Origin of the sequence: Paenibacillus sp. VTT E-133280, assembly GCF_002264385.1 — a bacterium.
Taxonomy (GTDB): Bacteria; Bacillota; Bacilli; order Paenibacillales; family Paenibacillaceae; genus Paenibacillus_AQ; species Paenibacillus_AQ nitricinens.
Genome location: NZ_NFUX01000035.1, coordinates 48,698 through 71,019, shown reverse-complemented (window position 1 = coordinate 71,019; position 22,322 = coordinate 48,698). Strand labels below are relative to the sequence as shown.

Genomic DNA, 22,322 nt, shown 5'->3' with positions numbered 1-22,322 from the left:
GGAAGATGTCACAGATGTTGTATTTCGTCATGTGGTTAGTGAAGCTGCAAAACCAGACGTTTTTTTCACGGAATTTGCAAATACAGAATACTACTGTCACCCTAAATTAAAGGTAAAGGAAAGTGTGCTTACTCGATTAAGGTTCACGGAAGATGAACAACCGATGGTCGCTCATATTTGGGGCAATAACCCGGAGTATTTTGAACGAATGAGCATGGATATGAAAAAACTTGGTTTTCGTGGTATCGATATAAACATGGGATGCCCCGTAAAAAACGTCGCAACCAATGGAAAAGGTGCTGGATTAATTCGACATCCTGAAGTGGCAGCAGAAATTATTAAAGCGACTAAAGCTGGTGGATTGCCGGTTAGTGTTAAAACAAGATTAGGATATAGCGAAATTGATGAGTGGCGCGATTGGTTAAGAAATGTATTGAGACAAGATATTGCGAATCTGTCCATACACCTCCGTACAAAAAAAGAGATGAGCAAAGTAGATGCACACTGGGAGCTCATCCCCGAAATCAAAAAATTACGCGATGAGATCGCCCCAAATACGTTGCTAACCATTAATGGGGATATTCCTGACCGTGCAACAGGCTTGAAATTAGTAGAGCAATACGGGGTTGATGGAGTCATGATTGGCCGCGGTATTTTTAAAAATCCATATGCTTTCGAACTAGAACCTAAAGAGCATAGTGTGGAGGAGCTTCTTAACCTTCTACTTTTTCATCTAGATCTTCACGATAAATATTCAAAAGAAGTTGAACCACGTCTATTTAATCCACTTCGGAGCTTCTTCAAAATCTATATTCGTGGATTTGACGGAGCCGACGAACTAAGAAACCAATTGATGGAGACGAATGCAACCGATGAGGTACGGCGATTGGTGCAACCTTTTCTGGATGCAGATTCGGAATAATATGTAATGCAAAATAAATGGCCACAGTTCTGAATTTCATCAGACTGAGGCCGTTTTTATTAAAGATGTCTTACTTCCACTCCAGCTTTGGCAGTATTTCTTTTTGCAGCTCACACATTTCATCGATCATCGCACAAGCTTGATAGTAGGTTGGTGCTTGCGGATCAAGCAGGATCGCTTGCAGCAATTTTGTTCTCGACTCTTCAAGAAACGCCTCCAGTAACAGCTTATGGATTGTACCTTGAATATGGATCATTCCGATAATGGCAGTTGGCAGTTCAACCGTCATTGGCTTAAATACGATACCCTTTTTATTAACGATCGCTTGTGTTTCAACAGCCATATCCTCTGGAAGTCCTTTAATAGCGCCGTGGTTTGGCATATTAACAGCATTCAACTCGATTTCATCGTCGAAGAAAATCGCTTCAATAATTGGTATTGCGTATTCATTACTAATTTGAACCTTATCTTTATCAAATAGATAAGCCTGCTCAGACCACTGCTCTTGATTCAGCGTATTCTCGAATAAGCCTTTATCCAAAGTACTGCCACTTGCACAGTATACAAATTCAGGTGTTCTGGAGTCTTTCTTCCACAGCTGCTCAGTTATTGGATCGTAACGGAACTGCAGGGGTAGTCCAGCATAGAAATCCTCTGCCCAAGAAATATACTCTCCACAATGGTTAGTCCCGGGGTAAGGGTAGTAGCCATAAGTATGGTACAAGGTTCTAGATAATCCAATATGATCGAAATGTGCCAAACGGTTAGCTTGCTTTTCTTTGTCATGGAATAGAGGGTATAAATCCTCTCCCGTACTCTTGTTCCAGATCTTCGTAAAGAAGCCAAAGTGGTTCAATCCGCCGCCTTCAACTGCAATATCTTTACTATCCATCTCCATGAATTCAGCTAGCTGATGAATCCCCATGTCTAAACCATGGCACAAGCCTACCACTTTGATTGAAGTTAATTTGGAGATGGCTTCCACTAGCTTCGCTTCCGGATTCGTATAGTTAATTAGCCAGGCATCTGGACATACCTTCTCCATTGTCTTTGCAATTTCCAGCATCGGACCTAAATTTCTCAAGGTGTGGAACATTGATCCTGGTCCGCCGTTTTCTCCATATAGCTGCTTGCTACCGTAAAGGCGCGGAATGTGGAAGTCTTGTGACCAGTAATGATATCTTTCTACCTCAATCGCAACGATGGAGAAGTCAGCCTCTCTTAAGGCATCTTCCAAATTCGTCGTTTGCCAAATCTTCGCAGGATGAGAAAATGCCGTAAACATTTCGGTTGCATACTTGTACGTTCTATTCACATTCTCTTCTACAATATCCATAAGTGCGATTTCGAGTTCTACTTGATTTCTCAAACGTTCTGATAACACGAGATCTTGAAGTGCTCCTAGTCCAAAGGAAACACTTCCTGCTCCGATTAACGCAACCTTCAACTTTTTCATGGTCTTCAAGCTCCTTTTCATATTAAGCCTCAACTATAATGACTGATCCATATATTTGGCGGCTGCTGCATCTAAAAAGAAATCTATATGATCATAGCCGAGCAATTGCTGAGCAGGCAGCTGTGCGTCAGAGTTTATGAAGATTTCCTTCACGATATCAGCTTTGCGCTCTCCAGTTATGACGACAACAACTCTTTTACTCCTTGCAATCTGTTCCAAACCTAATGTAATGCCTTGCTTTAATTCAGTCTGCTCATGAAAATATTTTTGAGCGACAGTCTTTGTTGTTTCCGACAGCTCCACAACACTGCTGTAATTTAATACTGGGCTACCAGGTTCATTTAATCCGATATGTCCATTCATACCTACGCCCATCAAGCTGAATGAAATCGGGTGTTGCTCGATAAAGTGATCAATTCGTAAACATTCCTGCTTCATATCCGGCGATGTTCCATCAAAAAACACAATCTGTCTGCTATCCAGTGAAATCTGGGAGAACAGATCTTGATTCAACATCTGATAGCAGCTGCCTTCGGAGCTCTTGTCAATGCCAACCCACTCATCCAAGCTAACGATGTTAATCCTCTTGATTTTCAATTGGAGGTCCGCATCATTGGAAAATTTCTGATAGCTTTTTTGTGGAGTACTCCCTGAAGCCAGGCAAAACACGGGATGCTGATCGGTAAATAAATGATCTTTCATCTCTCTGGCAATTTCGTTTGCTACTTCCTCTTCATTCTCAAAGATTTTGATCATGTTGTTCACTTCCTTCTTGTTTACTCCGAAATGACATTAATCATCTCTTGCTGGAGAATAAGTATAGCTGCTCCGATGGCAGTTGATTGATGTAACTTACTCACCGAAATTTGAGGAGTCCACTCCGTATATTGCTCGACATAGCTTTTCGTGCGGTCCAATATGCGTTCCGGGAACAGCGTTACCGTTTTACCGCTAATAATGACCTGGTCGATATCTAAGATGCTGATCATATTGGTAATCGTTAATGCCAGATTCTTCGAAACATAATCAATACAAGCTTCTACGTCATTCGTTGAATTCAAATCATATGTGCTTAACAAATACTTAATGGCTAATTTGCTTTCCAGCCAACCTACTGAAGATGGCGTACGTTTATATTCTGAATCAAAGCACATATACTCCAGCTCCCCTGCACTTGCATTAACGCCGCGGTGAAGCTCTTTGTTAATAATCAGGCCGCCTCCGACCCCATCACCTGCAGCAACATGAATGAGACTCGTCAATGCTTGATCTGAGTTTTCAAGATTCCGAAATTCCGCCACAGTCGCTGCGTTCACATCATTCTCCAGAAGAATGGGTAAGTTTACTTCGCTCTTGAGAGTTTCAATAATCGTTTCATACATAAAGTCGTTTTCTTTATTGTGATGCGTTCTCATCCGGATCGATTTCTTTCTTGTATTGATCGCAGCATCAACGCCAATACCAATCCCCAAGACAACACTATTCGTTTCCTTCGCTTTACTCTTCAAATACTCCACAATCTCTATAAATATCGAAGTGAACTGCTGGCTATAGAACGGAATATCTGTTTCAATCGAATACGAATCTATGATCTTGCCGTGCAGATTAATAAGTACCGCTGTAATTGTACTGCCAATAATCTGTATTCCGATTGTCGTATAGCTGTTTTCATTAAATCTGTAAACCGTACGTTTTCTTCCCAAGCCGCCAGAGCCTTCTCGACTTTCACCAGTGACGGTCAATAAACCAATCTGTTCAAAAAAGGTAACAATCTTGCTTACAGTAACAAAGCTCATTGCCGTTTTTTCTGTAATCTCAACTTTCGCCAGTTCAGGATATTGAAGCAAAATGTCGAAGACTATTTTTCTATTCTCATCTTTAATATCATTGGGTAAAAATGATTTCATATGTCCTCCATATTATATTATTAATATAATTAATAAATAAAGTTAAATAACTAATCAAAAAAGATAGGTCATCACTTACTGACCTCTTGAATTCATTATATATTCACTGTAGTGAACGTTCAAGTGTATTTATTTAACTTCCTTAAATTAATCTGTTCTCTATCTTAATATCACCAGCAAGTGCGTGCATCTGGGTACGCCACAAAAAGAAGCCTCTTATGAGTTTAATGAACCCATAAGAGGCTTCTAATCAATCCTATTTCAAAGCTTTACAGCCTTATTACATCATGCCGCCCATTCCACCCATGCCGCCCATATCAGGCATACCTGGTTTTTCTGGTTCTGGCTTGTCAGCAATTACTGCTTCAGTAGTCAAGAACATAGCCGCTACGGATGCAGCGTTTTGAAGAGCATAACGAGTTACTTTCGCAGGGTCAACGATTCCAGCTTCGAACATGTTTACCCACTCATCAGTAGCAGCGTTGTAGCCGATCCCTACAGCTTCTTTTTTCAAGCGGTCCACGATAACGGAACCTTCTTGACCAGCATTAGCAGCGATTGTGCGAACTGGCTCTTCCAGAGCACGCAATACAATGTTAACGCCTGTTCTTTCGTCGCCAGTTGCCACAACAGCAGCAACAGCAGCATATACGTTCACAAGAGCAGTACCACCACCGGACACGATACCTTCTTCAACCGCAGCGCGAGTTGCGTTTAGGGCGTCTTCGATGCGAAGCTTACGCTCTTTCAATTCTGTTTCAGTTGCAGCGCCTACTTTGACAACGGCTACGCCGCCAGCTAATTTAGCCAAACGCTCTTGCAATTTTTCTTTGTCGAACTCGGAAGTTGTTTCTTCCAGTTGCGCACGAATTTGGCTTACGCGAGCATTGATGTCTGCTTTGTCGCCGCTTCCGTCTACGATTGTAGTATTTTCTTTGGTTACGCGTACTTGACGTGCGTTACCCAATTGCTCGATGGAAGTAGTCTTCAGATCAAGACCGAGCTTCTCAGTAATCACTTGGCCACCAGTCAGGGCAGCGATATCTTGCAGCATAGCTTCACGGCGGTCGCCAAAGCCAGGAGCTTTAACAGCAACAGCGTTGAATGTTCCACGCAGTTTGTTCACGATCAGCATAGCTTGTGCTTCGCCTTCGATATCTTCAGCGATAATAACAAGCGGTCTAGCTTGTTGAACGATTTTTTCTAGCAAAGGAAGAATTTCTTGAGTGCTGCTGATTTTTTTATCAGTGATCAAGATGTATGGGTTCTCCAGAACAGCTTCCATTTTATCCGTATCAGTAATCATGTACGGGGAAATGTAACCACGGTCGAACTGCATACCTTCTACGACTTCAAGCTCAGTAAGGAATCCACGGGATTCTTCAACAGTAATAACACCGTCTTTACCTACTTTTTCCATAGCTTCAGCAATCAATTGACCCACTTCTTCGTCAGCAGCAGAGATAGCAGCTACTTGAGCGATAGCTTGGGAATCTTCGATTGGTTTAGAAATTCTTTGCAATTCGATAACAGCAGCTTTAACTGCTTTGTCGATCCCTTTGCGGATAACCATTGGGTTAGCGCCTGCCGTTACGTTTTTCAGACCTTCACGGATCATAGCTTGAGCCAGAACCGTTGCAGTTGTAGTACCGTCACCGGCTACATCGTTAGTCTTAGTAGCAACTTCTTTAACCAGTTGAGCACCCATGTTCTCGAATGCATCTTCAAGTTCGATTTCTTTAGCGATAGTTACACCATCGTTAGTGATAAGCGGGCTACCGAATTTCTTTTCAAGTACCACGTTGCGACCTTTTGGTCCAAGTGTAACTTTTACCGCATTTGCCAAAGCATCTACACCGCGCAACATAGAGCGGCGTGCTTCTTCACTAAATTTAATTTCTTTAGCCATTGTGTAATTACCTCCTAGAATTTTTTGTATATCACGTTACTTTAAGTAGTTTAGATTTAGCTTATGATCGACTCTCGCTTAGTCAAGAATCGCGTGAATGTCGCTTTCTTTCATAATCAAATATTCTTTACCTTCGTATTTGATTTCTGTTCCTGCATATTTAGAGAAAAGAACACGGTCGCCTTCTTTAACTTCCAGCGCTACACGTACTCCATCTTTTAAAGCTCCGCTACCTACTGCAATAATAGTTCCTTCTTGTGGCTTTTCTTTCGAGGAGTCCGGAAGCACAATCCCGAATGAAGTGGTTTCCTCCTGCTCGCTCGGTAGCACCAATACGCGTTCACCTAAAGGTTTGATCATGAAAAAATAGCCTCCTTTAAAATTATGTTATTTTGCTTCAAAACATAGTTTAGAACTTACCTGTCTTACTTCAAAATCTCTGGTGTTTATGAAAAATATCAATTGGACGCTACGAATATCTGGTCCATCTCATATTTTCCATAAGCATTAGCACTCGACAGCTTGTAGTGCTAACAACAATTTTTATGATACTCAACTTGAGCCCGGATTTCAAGTCCTTTTACACAAATTCGCATTTGTTTTCGTAAAAAATAACGTTTCACTGGTTGTCCTAGGCACACACTCTATACATTCTATCCACAGGGTGTGAAAATATGCGTATGATTCCCAGTAGTCTCAACTGTACCACCTACGCCCGAACATTTCAAAAAGACGGGGGTTTAAAACAAAAGAGCTGTCTCTTTCGTAGAAAAATCTACTTAGTGACAGCTCTCTCATTATCATTCCTCACTCTTGGTGTACTGAGCTTCCCTTGCCGCATCCGCAGCGAGCTGTTTGCGATAGACGAAGGCGGACAGGAATACGCTGAACTCATACAACACAAGCAGTGGAATCGTCACCAGAAAATCTGAGATAAAATCCGGAGGAGTGATGACTACAGCAATAAAGACAAGCGTGAAATAAGCGTATCGACGCATTTTACGCAAGCGTATCGGGTTAAGAACCCTCAGTTTGGTCAGAAACATCACCAGCAGCGGAAGCTCAAACAACAGCGCTAAAGGTAGCACCAGACTGAACATAAAGTTGAAATATTGCGCAATTCCGTAGGTCTCTTCCAGCCCCATACTCCGGGTGATAGAGATCGTGAACGAAAGCGCCATTGGAAATACAACATAATAAGCAAACGAAAGACCGATTAGAAAAAGAACAAAAACATAGGGTACATAACGTAGTGTTGCACTACGCTCTTCCGGCCGTAAGCCCGGACTAATAAACGCCCACAGCTGGTAAGCAATAAAAGGAATTGAAATGACTAATGAAACCGCCATTGCGATCTTCATATACATTCCGATACCATCCCAGAATGAGAAAGCATGCAGAACAAAACCTTGCGCTAGATCTGTACTAATTAAATAATCGTAGATTGGCTTGGCACAGAACAGCCCCCCTACCAATCCCAAAACAAATACAATCAGCACATAAATAATCCGTTTACGCAGCTCGGTGAGATGATCCACCACCGACATTTCTTCCGATTCGAGAGACATCCTGACACCATCCCATGACAAGAATAGAAACGCCACACCGACTTTATGTATAGCTGTGCCCGTTTCTGCAGAAAGCAACAAGCAAATTGAAAAAGGGGCATCTCCTAAGTCTAATAGACTTGAGAGATTGCCCCATTGTTAAACCTTTTATTATTCCGGCAGGCGTTTGTCCTGAGGAATATCTGCAGCGACCGTCTGCGGGGCCGTCGGCACAGGAGCTTCGCTCTTCTTCACCGGATCACTATCACCAATGATTTCACGTGCGCCTTCCTTAAATTCACGAAAGGTTCGTCCAACTGCGCGGCCTAACTCTGGCAGTTTATTCGGGCCAAAGAGGAGCAGTGCCAGTATAACCAACAAGATAATACCCGGAGTACCAATTCCACTAAACATTATTATTCCTCCTTGTCCGTCTATCCGATCATGGTATCGTTTACGATAATCTAATAATACCATAACTTATGTCACAGTTACATCCACTATCTTCTATAAATAGTTTATCCTTGTGACGTGACAAGAATATGACAATGTTATTGACGGTATTGGCCAGTTACCATGAGTAACGCTTCAGGCAGTTGATCCATAATGGCTGCTAAATTCTCATGAACACCCTTCGGTGTGCCCGGTAAGTTGACAATCAACGTGCGTCCACGAATGCCGCATATCCCGCGGAAAAGCATCACTGCACGGTTTTTTTGCATCACCGTATTTCGCATCGCTTCTGAAAGTCCAGGCACTTCCCGTTCGATTACACGCCGGGTTGCCTCTGGAGTCACATCGCGTATCGCTAAATCCGTACCTCCGGTAGTCAATACCAGATCTGCTTGAAAATAATCTGTGAGTTCTATCAAAGCTGCGATAATCTCATCTTGTTCATCAGGCACGATCCGATATTCAACGATCTCGCCTCCAAGTTCCTCTTCCACCAGCTCCCGAATAACCTGGGCGCTCGTGTCTTCCCGTTCGCCCCTGGCCCCTTTATCGCTGGCCGTTAGGATTGCTGTTTTCCACGCCATAGGTTTGTCCTCCCTCTCTATGTATAATCGGCTGTACAGTGCAGCCCAATTGCTTCAGTGTACCGAACGTCAGGTCTGATCATGATTCAAGCGCGTAATCTCCATTCTTACCCCCACTTTTAGACAATAAGAGCGTTGGCCCGATAATCATGTCCTTCTGAAGAGCCTTGCACATGTCGTACACCGTTAGTGCTGAAGCAGAAACAGCTGTCAATGCTTCCATTTCAACTCCGGTCTTTCCGGTAGTATGGACTGTTGCTTCTATATAAAGTTCATCTTCGCTGTTATCGGAGAAGCGGATGTCAATACCGGTAAGCGGGAGCGGATGGCACATCGGAATCCAGTCAGACGTCTTCTTGGCCGCCATAATTCCAGCGATCTGCGCAACGGCAAGTACGTCTCCTTTACTGATCTTGCCTTCCTTGATGGCACTAAGCGTCTCAGTCGCCATCTTGATCTTACTCCGCGCGACAGCTGTCCGCTTCGTAATCTCCTTTTCGCTCACATCCACCATACGAGCTCTTCCCTGCTCGTTAAAATGGGTCAATTCCACGGCTCACTCTCCTTTTCGGCAGTTCACTATGCCATTTTCAGTAATCAGCATGTCCATAAAGGCATCATGCTCATCCATGGGCACTTTCGGAACAAGTTGCATACCAAAGGCCAGCCCGATCCAGACAGGGGGCTTCGCAGCGGCATACTCTTCCGTCTCCCATGACGCACGCAATCGATCATAGTATCCTCGGCCGTAACCAAGCCTGCCTCCCTGAAGATCAAAAGCCAGCCCCGGAACAAACACAACATCCGGTAGTGTAACAACTTCAATCTCTTGTGAATCTTTGCCGGATACAATAGGTTCATGGATACCATACGCCCCCGGCTCAAGCTCACTCCACGCGTTCACCATATGGACACTCATTGCACCACTTGCCAGAATGACACGCGGCAGCAGTACCCTACGCTGGTCCTTCCACGCCTGTGTAAGAAGCACGTTGGTATCGAGTTCAGAACGAAAAGATACATAGGCCATCAATGAGGCTATGTCTTTCGTCTTCAGCCACTCTGATGCATGCTTGCAGACCAGAAAAGACAATTCCCTTCTCTGGTCCGAGGAGAGCTCGTTTCGGGCGATGGTCTTCTCAGTTCTTAGTTGTTGCTTTGCTTTGGAGATCACCGACTCCTTGCTTGTCATCGCCCGGCAACCCCCTATATTTATCCCAAGCTTATCCTTGTTTGTAAATCCAGTTTACCACTCTTCTCCCCGGTTCGCCAAGGTGGATAGACTGTGTTTCTGGGCCGGGTCGTTATTCTCTGCTTCCGATATATCGAGCTCTCGCTTGGGAAACGCTTTTCATGTAAACTATAGAATAAGTTATTCATAAGGCTGAGGTGTAAATGCCAAAGCGAAATATGCAAGGGTGGAGGTTTCATCGTTATGCTTCTTCAAGCGACAGGAATTACAAAATCATATGGTATACAGAACGTACTAGATGGCATAAGCCTTCAGGTAAATGAAAAGGAACGTGTCGGACTCGTGGGCGTTAATGGTGCCGGCAAATCAACTTTTCTGCAAATTCTGGCTGGTGAAATGTCCTATGACAGCGGTCAAATTCATAAATCAAAAGAAACTACTATCGGGTATTTAGCCCAAAATAGCGGACTTCAATCTGACAAAACCATTCATGAAGAAATGATGGCCGTTTTCGCACCGCTGATCGAAGCCGAGGCTGAGCTAAGAGAGATGGAAGTAAGCATTGCCGATCCTAAGCTGGCAGAGGACCCAAAACGGTACGAAGAACTGCTCGAAAGATATGCCCGCCGATCAGATTGGTTCAAGGATCACGGCGGTTATGAAATGAATACACGAATCCGTAGTATCCTGCACGGCATGGGCTTCGGGGAGTTCCCACCGGATACACCTATCTCCACACTTAGTGGTGGCCAGAAGACTAGACTCGCATTAGCCCGTATTTTGCTTCAGGCTCCCGATCTTCTAATGCTGGATGAGCCGACGAACCATCTGGATATCGAAACATTAACATGGCTTGAGGATTATCTTCGCAGTTATGCTGGCGGAATTCTGGTTGTCTCTCATGACCGTTATTTCCTTGATCGGCTTGTAACTACTATTGTAGAGATCGAACGTCATCAATCTCGGCGTTATACAGGCAATTACAGCCGATATGTAGATTTGAAGGCTGCCGAATATGAAGCACGGATGAAGCAGTATGAGAAACAGCAAGATGAAATCTCAAGAATGGAAGATTTCGTTCAGAAAAATATTGTGCGAGCATCTACCACGAAACGTGCGCAGAGCAGACGCAAAGCGCTTGAGAAGATGGACCGTATGGATCGGCCGATGGGCGATCTGAAGAAAGCCAGCTTCTCCTTCGAGCCGGACTTCATGTCTGGTAAAGAAGTGCTGCAAGTCCGTAATGTTGCGGTTACCTTTAAGGATGGTCCACCTTTGTTCAAAGACGCTTCTTTCGAACTGCGCCGGGGAGAAACTGCTGCACTCATCGGTCCCAATGGTATTGGCAAATCTACACTGCTGCAGTGTATGACCGGAACCCGTGAGCCTTCAACTGGAACTGTGAATTGGGGGACTAAAGTAAAGGTCGCTTATTATGATCAGGAACAGACCCGCCTCAATCCAAAGAACACAGTAATGGAAGAGCTATGGAGTGAATATCCAATGATTGAGGAAGCCAGAATCCGTACGATCCTTGGCAACTTCCTCTTCAGCGGTGAAGATGTTCTTAAGAAGATATCTGCGCTGAGCGGCGGCGAAAAAGCACGCGTTGCATTATCAAAGCTCATGTTGCGCGGCGCTAATATGCTCATCCTAGATGAGCCAACCAACCATTTGGATTTGGTCAGTCGTGAGGTTCTAGAATCAGCTTTAATTGATTTCGAGGGCACATTGCTCTTCATTTCTCATGACCGTTATTTCCTCAATAAAATGGCTGAACGGGTGCTTGAGCTTCATCCCGAGGGGATCGATCAATACCTTGGCAACTACGATGACTATATTGAGAAAAAACGAGAATTAGAAGAGATTGCGAAAGATGCCGCCGAATTAGCCGCCAAAAATGTCAACAAGGATGCTCCAGTTCCTGAAAAAAACGCTGTTTCCTCCTTCGAAGCGGACAAGCAAGCCAAGCGTGAAGAGCGTAACCGGAAGCGGCGCATTGCTGAGCTAGAGGAAGGCATTGCTGAGCTAGAAGAGTCGATCGCTTTTATAGAGAATGAAATGACTAAACCTGAAGTTTACCAGGATTATTTAGCACTTCAAGGTCGTGAAGAGGATCTGAAGAACAAAAAAACTCAGCTTACAGATTTATTTAACGAATGGGGAATTCTTGCTGACGAATAATGTAAAAGCCACTTCATAAATTTTTTTCATATTTCTTATTTTGTTCATAAACAGTTATCCACAGCTCTATACACAGGTTTCGTGTATAACTCCCTGCTAAAAAAGCCCCTTAGGGGCTTTTTTTATGCGTTAAATCGGTATTTTCGAATTACAGGAATTATTATCCACCGAATTATCCACATTATCCACAATTCCCACAATGTTTCATTGCTAACAAAAATGGTTATACGGGCATTTTAAAAAGAGCTGACATTGCTGATTTTACGCACTTTTTACACAATTCGTAGAGAATATGTGGATAACGTTGTCCACAACTTGACAAAAGACATAACCCCACCTAAAACCTGTCATCAAAAGCTAAAAAAGAACCCGCTATCTCTTAATCAGACAGCGGGTACGACACATATTAAACGATCTGTGTAGAGAGCAGCGCAGCGTTGCAGGCTGCAATATAAGCAATCCCTGCTGCCATGATAATATCCTGATGAGTAGCTGTGCCTCTAAATTTAAGACCTTCCCACTCTACCATCACAGCCGCCTCCGCTTGGGCATTCTCCCCACTTCCGAGGGAATGCAGCTCAAGTCCAGAGAATTCTATGTCCTCTGAAATTCCTTGCCCAATAGCAGCAATGATAGCCTCAAGCGGACCATCCCCAAAACTAGTATGGGAGGATTCCTGTCCAGACTTCAAATGGCGAACCGTAACCGCGGCAACCCGGCGCTGGGCACTACCTGCCAATACTTGAACCTCACCCAGTTCATAGACCTGAGCTTGCTGTCCGGTAGTACTACTCACCATTTGCAGCAATTGATCATCACTGACAACCTTTTGTCGGTCAGCGGTCTCTTTAAACGATTCATAAAGTGCATCCAGCTCCGCAGGCTCCAGCGTAATACCATACTTCGCCGCACGGTCCTTCAGCGCATGTCTGCCAGAATGCTTGCCCAGAATGATCATGCTACGCGGGATACCCAGCCGCTCCGGGTCCATAATCTCATAGGTGCTACGATCCTTCAGCAAACCATCCTGATGAATCCCTGACTCATGCTGGAAGGCATTTCTTCCGACGACTGGTTTGTTATAGGCGATTGGAAAATGCATCGCTCCGCTGATCAGCCGCGAAGTATCATACAGCTTATCAAGCACAATTCCTGTTTCTGCTCCAATTGCATCCCCGCGGGTTTCGAGCGCCATCACAAGCTCTTCCAGCGCGCAGTTCCCGGTACGCTCGCCGACTCCGTTGACAGTGACTTCGATCTGCGTCGCACCTCCATCAATGGCTGCCAGACTGTTGGCTACAGCCAGCCCCAAATCATTATGACAGTGGGCACTGTAGCTTACCGTTTCTCCACCTCTTGCTCCCAGCCGCACACGTCGGAACATTTCCCCATATTCATGTGGCAATGCGTATCCGACCGTATCGGGCAGATTGATAATAGAAGCACCTTCCTCAATAACAGCTTCAATCATTTCAATCAGATCATCGATTCCTGTTCGCGCAGCATCCATCGCCGTGAATTCAACGACATCAGAGAATTGACGCGCATAAGCCGTCATCTCGCGGGCTTTGGCTACGACTTCGGCTCTGCTCATACGCAATTGATGCTGCAAATGAATATCAGAAGAGGAGATGAACAGGTGAATCCGCCGGCGTTCAGCATCTTGGGTTGCCCGGACTGCCGCGTCAATATCCCCTTTAACCGCCCGTGCAAAACCGCAAATTTCCACATTTCGCACCTTACGGGAAATCGTCTGTACTGCTGCAAAATCACCAGGGCTCGATATCGGAAATCCAGGCTCCATCACATCAACACCCAGATCCGCAAGCTTATAGGCCAGCAGTATTTTTTGCTCTGGGGTTAGACTTGCACCCGGAGCCTGTTCACCATCTCGCAGAGTCGTATCGAAAATTTGTATACGTTTCTTTACTGGAATAATCATCTGAATTCCTCCTGTTTTCCTCTTATTGGATATCTTACCTTTAGCTTATGCTTCAGCGCAGAGTCACACGTCGACTTGTGATCCTGCTAAATTCCCCACCCACTGCTGCCGGCAGCTGATACGAATGAATCCTCTGCACAATTGGCGAAGTGCAGAGCGTTCACTCTTGACGTCTTATGTAGCGATGAGTCCGTAACCCGAATCACTTCAATAAGAACGCAAAAACCCGCCGTCTCTAATAAAGAGACGGCGGGTCACCCCTCCGCGGTACCACTCTTTTTGACGCATAGGCTATTCATAGAATCAAGCCGTTAAGCTGCGTCCAGCTCTTCTTCCCGGTCCATCCTGATCGTGTCAGGAAGGACTGGGAAGGTCCGATAACGGGGACAACCGTAGGCAGCGTACTATTCTTTCCGCCGCTCCGCTCCCGGGCGAGATTCAAGACATCCGGTGACTGCGTCGCACCACCCCGCAGCTCTCTGTTCACCGTCATTCCCTACTACTCCCGTTCTTAGCGTGTATTATATACATTACTCACTACTCAAAATCCATACAAAAAAGCCTGCCATCTCATTCAAGAGACGACAGGCTGTTAACCTTCGCGGTACCACTCTTGTTGATGCTCTGTACCGGTTAAATTACTACCGATTCCAATTGAACATCCACTCAACGGCCCAGTATGTTAGTACTCGACCACCCTATCACGGAGGTTACCCGTAGACGGTGTACGAACGTTCCGGCGACAATTGCCGGTAATGCTTCCACCGTTCCGCTCCCAGACGAGTTCAGGTCCCCTTCGACTGCGTCGCACCTACCCGCAGCTCTCTTATTATCCCAGAGTATCCTTACTACTTCCGCTCATCGCGTTTCCTTATATAATTGAACTGATTATACTCGTTAGCTCCAAATGATGTCAATAGGCGGATACAGACCATTGTTCCAGTGAGAATCCAGGGTCTGCAACCATATCCAGCGGAGTACCGCCATCATGCTGCCACTTCACATAAGCAGCAGCTCCAATCATAGCTGCATTATCCGTGCAGTATACCGGAGGTGGAATAATAAGCTCAATGCCCTCCGCTTCACAGCGTGAGATCAATGCTGCGCGCAATCCAGCATTAGCAGCAACCCCTCCACACAACAATAACTGCTTGGAGTTAGTAGCCTTAACAGCGCGTACGGCTTTTTCCACCAGCACCTCGACCACAGATTCTTGGAACCCGCGGGCAATGCCTGCCACATCTGGTGTAAGACCTTTCATCTTACTTTGATTCACAACATTCAGCACAGCCGACTTTAGGCCACTGAAGCTGAAATCATAAGAACCCGGCTCCAGCCATACGCGTGGCAACGGCACAACCTCAGTCGCCTCGCGTGCTAGACGATCCACGTGGGGTCCCCCGGGATAAGGGAATCCTAGTGCCCGTGCCACTTTATCATAAGCTTCGCCTACTGCATCATCACGGGTCCGACCAATAATTCGAAACTCACCCTCCCGCTCCATATGAACCAGTTCAGTATGCCCGCCGGACACCACTAGTGTCATGCATGGATACTGCAACTCTGCCACTAAACGGTTAGCATAAATATGTCCTGCAATATGATGTGTGCCAATTAGCGGCTTCCCCCATGCGAGGGCAAGGCTCTTGGCAGCCACTACCCCGACAAGTAAAGCCCCCACCAAACCTGGGCCTTGTGTAACCGCCACCGCCGATAACTGAGCTGGTGTAACCCCTGCTGTAGCGAGTGCTTCTTCTATCACCAGTGTAATTACTTCCACATGCTTACGGGAAGCTACTTCTGGTACTACGCCGCCGAAGGCGCGATGCGTCTCAATCTGACTCGAGATGATGTTGGATAACACTTCAGAGCCATCTTTGACTACAGCGACCGACGTTTCATCACAACTCGTCTCAATAGCAAGTATTAGTACAGGCTGAGCTGCGCCCGTTTCTGTCTTCATTTCAAGTCCACGCTTCCTTCCATATTGCCATGCTCCTCGTACTCTGGCAGATCCGCCCACATAATGAGCGCATCCTCGCGATTATCGGAATAATATCCTTTGCGTATGCCAGCAGAACGAAAGCCTTTTTTACGATATAAATTCTGTGCTACCTCGTTCGATACCCGTACCTCAAGTGTAATAGACTTCATACCTACATAAGACGCCGTCTTCATCAGCTCTTCCAGCAGGCGCTCGCCCCATTTACGTCCACGATAGGCTTCAAGCAAGGCTATATTCGTCACATGCGCCTCATCCACGATGGCCCACATACCAGCATAACCGATTATATGACCTGCCAGCTCCATAACCATATATTTTGCAAAATGATTATGCGTTAGCTCGTTGCGAAAAGCTTCCTCTGTCCAAGGCATCGTGAAGGCTTCCCGTTCAATGATAAGAATGTCAGGAATATCCGTAAGCTTCATCAAACGAAAAACAAGTTCAGCCTCTTGAGCTATCATTGATTCCGCTTCCGTCATAGTTTCTTTAAGCCCCCTTCTCTGCTTAACCGCAGATTGGCCTCCGCTTCTGAGATCTGAGTATAGTTAGGGATCAAGCTATGGATATCATCTTTCCCTACCTGAAGCCGCGCTTCTCCAAGAAATCCTGTCCAGCGGCCTTCCATTTCATAAGGAACCGCAATAGAAATGCCAAGATCCTTCAAAGGACGAAGCGATTCCGCACTGCCATGAACTTCAGTCTCCCCAACAAACCAAAGAACAGCAGGCTTGTTTCCCTCGACTGACGCCTGTCCTAAACGTTCAGCTAAGTACTCCACCCAATCTGCCATCAGACGGATGGCATCAGGCTCAAGACGGCTAGGAGCATGATTTCCCTCAGCTGCGAATAATCCTGTATACACCTGTCCTCGGCGCGCATCCATTAGTGGAATGATCCAATCAGGCCCGTAGCTGTTATTCTCGGTAGTTTGTTCCGGCGCTTTGGTCATCACGTTATTCTTGAGGGCTGTTTGATATCCGCCCCATGCTACTGCATGTAGACTCGAAATACCGACAACGGGGACATCCCATGCCCATGCCAGCGTTTTGGCAGCGGTAACTGCGATACGCGTCCCTGTATACGATCCAGGACCCACACCAACAGAAATCCCGCCCAGCATTGCAGCAGTAGTTCCTGTTGCTTGCAGCGCCTGCTCAATGATCGGCAGTAAATGCACCGAATGATTCCGTTCTCCGGAAGCATTTATTTCATGCAGTAGTTCCCCATTCTCTGTAACTGCCACGCCTAATACTGCAGTTGATGTATCCAGCGCTAAAAGCCGCTTGCGCGGCTCTGTATTCTGATTCGTCATATTCCTTAACCCCACTTCTGGATCAGCTGCCGGCAAAGCTCACCATACGGCTCTCCGATTCCGGTCACCGTAATCATTCTTTCATCTGGCCCCACTGTTTCCATGTATATATGCATATGCCGCGGCGGCATTAAATCCGTAATAATACTGCTCCATTCCACCAAGCAGACCCCTTGCCCATAGAAATACTCATCAAGTCCAAGCTCGTCCGCTTCCTGAAGCGAAATCCGATATACATCCATATGATATAGGGGCAGACGGCCCTCATACTCTTTAATAATTGTAAAAGTAGGACTGTTTACAATCCCTTTTACGCCGAGATGCCGAGCATACCCTTGTGAGAATGCTGTTTTTCCTGCGCCCAGATCGCCATCCAAACCGATAATCATCCCTGGCGTTGAAGCAGTAGCTAGAGCAGCTGCAAGCAACTCCGTATCCTGGAGGCTGTAAGAACGGTAAGTGAACACCGTTTCGTCTGTATTGTCCAACTACAACTACCACCTTTTAAAATGTACCTGCCAAAAACCATTACTATTAATTATATCGGTATGCTCCATCCACCGCAACAACTGTCCCCATTCAATCTTCCATGCCAGTATGCCAACAATAGAAAAAGAGACCTCTACGCAAAGATAAGCATACAGAGTCTCTTTTATAAAAGTGTGATTTAGATTATCTCAGCTCTTCGAACAAACCCTGTTAATGTTCTTGCTCCTCTAACCGTTCAACACCTACCGTATGCGTATTCGTTGGCCGAGAACCCACTTGAACCGTAGCCATTCCGTTCTGTGCATCCACATGCTCAATCCATACAGCCTCGCCATCCAAATGTACACTTACCGTCTCTTTCGAAGCATAAATATCCTGTGCTCGCTTGACGTCCATAACTATTCTCCTCCTTTATTTTTCCTAAAGTTTACGATTCTAAGGGTGATGTATCTTCGAGGGTTCGTTCTGCATCCAGCTTCTCCGAATCAGATACCTGACTAGCCTCCGGGGGAGCAATAATACTATCCCAATCCACAACCGCCGCTGGAATATCCTGCTCACTCAATGCATCGCTCCACTCGTTATCCCTGGGTTCCATTCCTTGTATTCTCCTCCTCAGCTTTAAAGGCCTGATTTTATATTTTCCCATGCTTCTCAAAAAATGCACCCGGCTAGAAAAGCCTTTCCTGCCTCATACTAACCCAAAGCAGACTAACTTAGATCAGGAGGTGTTTCTCATGCATACCGTTTGGAAAGGAGCCATCAGTTTCGGGCTAGTGCATGTTCCGGTTAAAATGTTCTCCGCTACGGAAGATAAGGATATTTCTCTGCGTTATATCCATAAAGAATGCGGCAGCCCTCTGTCGTATGTACGTAAATGTCCAGTGTGTGACAAAGAGGTGGCTTGGGAAGAAATCGGCAAGGGTTATGAGTATGAGAAGGGGAAGTTTGTTCTCTTCGACAAAGAGGAACTGGATCAGTTGACCGACGAAAGCAGCAAAAGCATTACCATTCTCGACTTTGTTGACCTGACGGAGATCGATCCGATTTATTTTCAAAAAACCTATTATTTATCCCCGGATCAGGCAGGATCAAATGCTTATCGACTTCTAATGGAGGCCATGAAGCAAACAGGTAAAATTGGCATTGCTAAAATTTCAATTCGCTCGAAAAGCAGTCTGGCAGCGATTCGTGTGCTCGAAGATTGCTTGGCAATAGAGACCATTTTTTATCCCGATGAAGTACGGCCGATCTCGCAAGTGCCGGGCCTGCCCGAAGCAGGGGCGGTGAATGATAAAGAGCTGGATATGGCCAAGCTGCTGATTTCACAACTGTCCACTCCTTTTGATCCGGCCAAATATACCGATGATTATCGCCAGCGTATGCTTGATCTAATCTCACATAAAATTGCAGGCGAAGAATTTCATATCGCTCCTGCCAAACAGGAAAGCAATGTAATTGATCTAATGGCTGCATTGCAGGCCAGTATTCAAGCAGTACAGCATGTTCCTACAGATCCAGGTCCTTCAATAGCAGGTTCCAAAAAGACAAAAACAAAAGCGACTCCGGCTGCCAAAAGAAAAACTTCCAAAACCAAAGCCGCAGCTCAACCTGCCGAACTGCAGAATGAGGCTTCTGGGCCGATTCCAGTCATCGCACCTAAACCGAAGCGTCGTAGCCCCAAAAGTAAAACAACCGTATCTTAGGAGGCTCTGCTGATGAAGCTTCAGCCTATTATTCCTTTTGAACCCATACTGGCTGGGCAGCTTCCAGCAGGCAATCAGTGGATCGCACAGATTAAATGGGATGGTGTGCGCATGTTGTCCTATTACGACGGAAGCACTACTCAGCTTATTAACAGACGTGGCAATTACCGTACAGCGCAATACCCTGAGCTTACCGATGTATCTGCTTACTGCAAAGCTGACTCCGTTATTCTTGATGGTGAGATTATTGCACTCAAGGATGGAAAACCTTCATTCCACGAGGTCATGCGGAGGGACAGCTTAAAGAATGGCTCCACTATTTCTGTCGTTAGGTATCAGGTTCCTGTCATTTATATGATTTTTGATATTCTGTTGTACAATGGCCAATCGACGATGAATCAACCTTTATGCTCGCGGCAGCAGTTGCTAAGTGATATTCTGCTGCCCCATCCTCATGTACAAGTCGTACCGAGTTATACCGATCCTGTGGAACTGTTTGCCGCCGCTCAGAATCAGAGCCTTGAGGGAATCGTCTGCAAGGATATCCACAGCACTTATGCTCCGGGCGGAAAAGATAAACGCTGGCAGAAACGTAAAATCATTTCTGACATTGTGGCTGTAGCTGGGGGTGTAACGTTCCGAGATGGCATCGTAAACGCACTACTTCTTGGGCTGTATGATGATGATGGCAATCTACACTATATCGGGCATGCCGGACCTGGCAAATTGACTGTACAGGATAAACGCGACTTAACTGCGGAGGTACATCAATTAAAAATAGATCAAATGCCCTTTGCAGAGGTTCCACAACGAGGCAAGAATGCTTTTTGGATAAAACCAAAGCTTGTCTTCAAAGTTCATTTTCTGGAATGGAATACCTCAGGCACTCTGCGTCAGCCAGTTACTCAAGCTAAAGTCGATCTTCCTCCGGATTCATGCACTATGGAGCAAAAAGGATGAGCTCTTTCCAAAAAAACGTCCTCCCGACCGTATCGGGAGGACGTTGTTTATTGCGCTGTAAGACTTGTTACAATGGCCTCCAGCTCCGCTTTTGTCTGTGCAGTATTTTTTGTACTCGTAAGCTTATAATCAATACTTCCATCCGCACTAGACCATACAAGCTGAACTTTAAGATCTCCATGATGAGGTCCAAACACAGTGTATACAGACTCAACTCCATTAATGGTCAAATTCTCATCTTGGTCTCCAGGCAACTGCGCTAAAGTAACCCCTTCCGGAAGCGTAAATGCTGGAGCAGATTTTAAATTCACTCTCTCCCCATTTCGCAAATAGGTGATAGAAGTTTCTGTATCGCTCCACTTCAAGCTTTGCGAAATCACTTTTTTACCCGCAGCTTTTGCTTTGGTTTTTATCTGATCTCTGAGGGTCTTATACTCTGTACTGAAAAACATCGGAATCACTGGATTTAAAACGACATCCTGCAGCTTATAATCTTCTGGGAGTGAAGCTGGAATCAGGAGTGACTTCCCGCTTAATGAAGATAACTTCTGCGCTGCTTCGTTTGTAGAACTAAATCTGAATGGCATATAGTTTATACTCAAGGTTTCATATGGATTAGATTTTAGGTCATTTACATATAGGATCTTAATTTCGCCCGCTTTTAAGGGAACCGTATTCTCTTTGACAATCAAAGCTTCAATCGTTGGCGATACTGGCGTATTCTGTTCAACAGGTGCGGTAGCTTTGCTTTTATTATTGCTTCCCGCAGGCACTGCGCCTGCTGTTCCACTCACCGCACTCATTAACACTAACAAGCTTAAAGCCGTAATAGCCGCGCTTTTTTTAATAATCACTACGATATCCTCCTTTAACCATTTGGTTATTTGATCATGCTTTTAGCTACAGCCAACATTTCATTTGTCGTCAGTTTACTGGCCCGATTGTCTGAAAGGGTATATTGTACTGTTCCTGAGTTATCCAACCACACTAGTTTAGTATTGAAGCTTGCATCTTTAGCGGAATCGGTTGTAAGCACTACTTTCTTTCCGTTGACCGTCAGTTCTTTCTTAGTTTCCGTAGCTCGTACAAAAGGTACCGCTCCTTCAGGGAGTTTGGCGGGCGGCGTCCCAGTTACGATGCTAAAATTGGCTTTTCCTTTGGCATACAGTTGCATAGACAATTTAGTCTGGCTCCAGCTAACAACTTTGCTGAACAACTGTTTATTGGGCTCACCTGCCGCTGCTGCTGCCTTTAGTTCCTGCTCTAACTGTAAATACAGATCTGAATCATTAGCTACGACCGGTGGGTAAATGATAGCTGTAGCCAGCGCGAAGCCTTTAGGAAGATTGCCAGGCTGCGGAGTAGACGGCCCCTTTAACGTTTTAAATTTAGCTGCAAAAGATTTATAGTCTTTAAAAACAAATCCTTTGCCAGAGAAGCTGATCGTATCCTGAGGATTGGAAACTTTATCACGTACATAATAAGCCATTAACGTTCCTTCCTTCAATCCTGCTTCGAGAGCATCCAATTGCTTCTGAATCTTCTGATCGATTGGTGCTGAAGCCTGCTGTCCAGATGCCGACGCGGTCGAAAGGAACAAGCCAGATACTTCCCCACCCAAGACCACTCCTATTCCCAGCAGGGCTGCTGCAGAAATCGCCATCAGTATTTTTTTGAATTGATTATTAAGCTTCAAGTTCTAATCACCTCCTTCTAACAGGGTAGATGTAATTTCACCCTGTTTTTCAACTACA

At 45.4% G+C, this 22,322-nt stretch carries 23 protein-coding genes and 1 other annotated feature; of the genes, 4 read left to right on the top strand and 19 right to left on the bottom strand.

From position 1 onward, the window contains the following. Positions 1-922 (top strand): tRNA dihydrouridine synthase (locus tag CA600_RS16470; RefSeq protein WP_094871461.1); only part of this gene is annotated, 922 nt, incomplete at its 5' end. Positions 923-992: 70 nt separating this feature from the next. Here the strand turns inward: CA600_RS16470 and CA600_RS16465 are convergent. The 10 genes from CA600_RS16465 to CA600_RS16420 form a co-directional block, all read right to left on the bottom strand. After that, on the bottom strand, positions 993-2,378 hold the full coding sequence (locus CA600_RS16465) for a family 4 glycosyl hydrolase (RefSeq protein ID WP_094871460.1): 1,386 nt from the start codon (positions 2,376-2,378) through the stop codon (positions 993-995). A gap of 33 nt (positions 2,379-2,411) precedes the next feature. After that, complete coding sequence (locus CA600_RS16460; RefSeq protein WP_094871459.1) at positions 2,412-3,134, bottom strand: 6-phosphogluconolactonase; 723 nt, start codon at positions 3,132-3,134, stop codon at positions 2,412-2,414. A 20-nt stretch (positions 3,135-3,154) separates the two neighbouring features. Continuing rightward, positions 3,155-4,285 carry an ROK family protein gene (locus tag CA600_RS16455; RefSeq protein WP_094871458.1) on the bottom strand — a complete coding sequence of 377 codons (1,131 nt, stop codon included), beginning with the start codon at positions 4,283-4,285 and terminating at the stop codon, positions 3,155-3,157. Between the two features lie 280 nt (positions 4,286-4,565). Continuing rightward, entirely contained in the window at positions 4,566-6,194 is a 1,629-nt protein-coding gene (gene groL, locus CA600_RS16450; protein WP_094871457.1) for a chaperonin GroEL, read from the bottom strand. A 78-nt stretch (positions 6,195-6,272) separates the two neighbouring features. Continuing rightward, a complete protein-coding gene (gene groES, locus CA600_RS16445; protein WP_036676506.1) occupies positions 6,273-6,554 on the bottom strand; it encodes a co-chaperone GroES in 282 nt (93 codons plus the stop codon). Positions 6,555-6,994: 440 nt separating this feature from the next. Further along, positions 6,995-7,762, bottom strand: a complete 768-nt coding sequence (gene tatC, locus CA600_RS16440) for a twin-arginine translocase subunit TatC (protein ID WP_094871468.1) — start codon at positions 7,760-7,762, stop codon at positions 6,995-6,997. A 150-nt stretch (positions 7,763-7,912) separates the two neighbouring features. After that, the gene (locus CA600_RS16435) at positions 7,913-8,155 is read right to left on the bottom strand and encodes a twin-arginine translocase TatA/TatE family subunit (protein ID WP_094871456.1); all 243 of its coding nucleotides are present in this window, start codon (positions 8,153-8,155) and stop codon (positions 7,913-7,915) included. Between the two features lie 137 nt (positions 8,156-8,292). Further along, positions 8,293-8,778 (bottom strand): MogA/MoaB family molybdenum cofactor biosynthesis protein, encoded by a 486-nt coding sequence (locus tag CA600_RS16430; RefSeq protein WP_094871455.1) that lies wholly within the window; start codon positions 8,776-8,778, stop codon positions 8,293-8,295. A 79-nt stretch (positions 8,779-8,857) separates the two neighbouring features. After that, complete coding sequence (moaC, locus tag CA600_RS16425) at positions 8,858-9,331, bottom strand: cyclic pyranopterin monophosphate synthase MoaC (protein ID WP_094871454.1); 474 nt, start codon at positions 9,329-9,331, stop codon at positions 8,858-8,860. A gap of 3 nt (positions 9,332-9,334) precedes the next feature. Further along, positions 9,335-9,970, bottom strand: a complete 636-nt coding sequence (locus CA600_RS16420; RefSeq protein WP_094871453.1) for a 5-formyltetrahydrofolate cyclo-ligase — start codon at positions 9,968-9,970, stop codon at positions 9,335-9,337. Positions 9,971-10,213: 243 nt separating this feature from the next. Here CA600_RS16420 and CA600_RS16415 point away from each other — a divergent pair, with 243 nt between their 5' ends. Further along, positions 10,214-12,154, top strand: a complete 1,941-nt coding sequence (locus CA600_RS16415; RefSeq protein WP_094871452.1) for an ABC-F family ATP-binding cassette domain-containing protein — start codon at positions 10,214-10,216, stop codon at positions 12,152-12,154. A 406-nt stretch (positions 12,155-12,560) separates the two neighbouring features. Here the strand turns inward: CA600_RS16415 and CA600_RS16410 are convergent, their stop codons facing one another. The 7 genes from CA600_RS16410 to CA600_RS31275 form a co-directional block, all read right to left on the bottom strand. Beyond that, entirely contained in the window at positions 12,561-14,096 is a 1,536-nt protein-coding gene (locus CA600_RS16410; RefSeq protein WP_094871451.1) for a 2-isopropylmalate synthase, read from the bottom strand. A gap of 239 nt (positions 14,097-14,335) precedes the next feature. Further along, positions 14,336-14,618 (bottom strand) — a binding site (T-box leader). Positions 14,619-15,009: 391 nt separating this feature from the next. Further along, positions 15,010-16,059, bottom strand: a complete 1,050-nt coding sequence (gene tsaD, locus CA600_RS16400) for a tRNA (adenosine(37)-N6)-threonylcarbamoyltransferase complex transferase subunit TsaD (RefSeq protein ID WP_094871449.1) — start codon at positions 16,057-16,059, stop codon at positions 15,010-15,012. Then, positions 16,056-16,580 carry a ribosomal protein S18-alanine N-acetyltransferase gene (gene rimI, locus CA600_RS16395; RefSeq protein ID WP_094871448.1) on the bottom strand — a complete coding sequence of 175 codons (525 nt, stop codon included), beginning with the start codon at positions 16,578-16,580 and terminating at the stop codon, positions 16,056-16,058. The genes tsaD and rimI overlap by 4 nt, the downstream gene beginning before the upstream one ends. Continuing rightward, positions 16,577-17,413 carry a tRNA (adenosine(37)-N6)-threonylcarbamoyltransferase complex dimerization subunit type 1 TsaB gene (gene tsaB / locus CA600_RS16390; protein ID WP_094871447.1) on the bottom strand — a complete coding sequence of 279 codons (837 nt, stop codon included), beginning with the start codon at positions 17,411-17,413 and terminating at the stop codon, positions 16,577-16,579. The genes rimI and tsaB overlap by 4 nt, the downstream gene beginning before the upstream one ends. Before the next feature lie 5 nt (positions 17,414-17,418). Then, positions 17,419-17,901: a tRNA (adenosine(37)-N6)-threonylcarbamoyltransferase complex ATPase subunit type 1 TsaE gene (tsaE, locus tag CA600_RS16385; RefSeq protein ID WP_042185258.1), complete on the bottom strand. Its 483-nt coding sequence runs from the start codon at positions 17,899-17,901 to the stop codon at positions 17,419-17,421. A gap of 211 nt (positions 17,902-18,112) precedes the next feature. Then, complete coding sequence (locus CA600_RS16380) at positions 18,113-18,298, bottom strand: H-type small acid-soluble spore protein (RefSeq protein ID WP_094871446.1); 186 nt, start codon at positions 18,296-18,298, stop codon at positions 18,113-18,115. A gap of 31 nt (positions 18,299-18,329) precedes the next feature. After that, positions 18,330-18,500 carry a hypothetical protein gene (locus CA600_RS31275; RefSeq protein WP_179281640.1) on the bottom strand — a complete coding sequence of 57 codons (171 nt, stop codon included), beginning with the start codon at positions 18,498-18,500 and terminating at the stop codon, positions 18,330-18,332. A 139-nt stretch (positions 18,501-18,639) separates the two neighbouring features. On the opposite strand from CA600_RS31275, the gene ku reads away from it, so the two are divergent. Then, complete coding sequence (gene ku, locus CA600_RS16375) at positions 18,640-19,608, top strand: non-homologous end joining protein Ku (RefSeq protein WP_094871445.1); 969 nt, start codon at positions 18,640-18,642, stop codon at positions 19,606-19,608. A 12-nt stretch (positions 19,609-19,620) separates the two neighbouring features. After that, positions 19,621-20,568, top strand: a complete 948-nt coding sequence (locus CA600_RS16370; protein WP_094871444.1) for an ATP-dependent DNA ligase — start codon at positions 19,621-19,623, stop codon at positions 20,566-20,568. Positions 20,569-20,615: 47 nt separating this feature from the next. Here the strand turns inward: CA600_RS16370 and CA600_RS16365 are convergent, their stop codons facing one another. Both CA600_RS16365 and CA600_RS16360 read right to left on the bottom strand, forming a co-directional pair. Further along, entirely contained in the window at positions 20,616-21,422 is an 807-nt protein-coding gene (locus CA600_RS16365) for a hypothetical protein (RefSeq protein ID WP_094871443.1), read from the bottom strand. 26 nt (positions 21,423-21,448) lie between these two features. Beyond that, positions 21,449-22,264 carry a hypothetical protein gene (locus CA600_RS16360; RefSeq protein ID WP_094871442.1) on the bottom strand — a complete coding sequence of 272 codons (816 nt, stop codon included), beginning with the start codon at positions 22,262-22,264 and terminating at the stop codon, positions 21,449-21,451. Between the last annotated feature and the right edge of the window lie 58 nt (positions 22,265-22,322).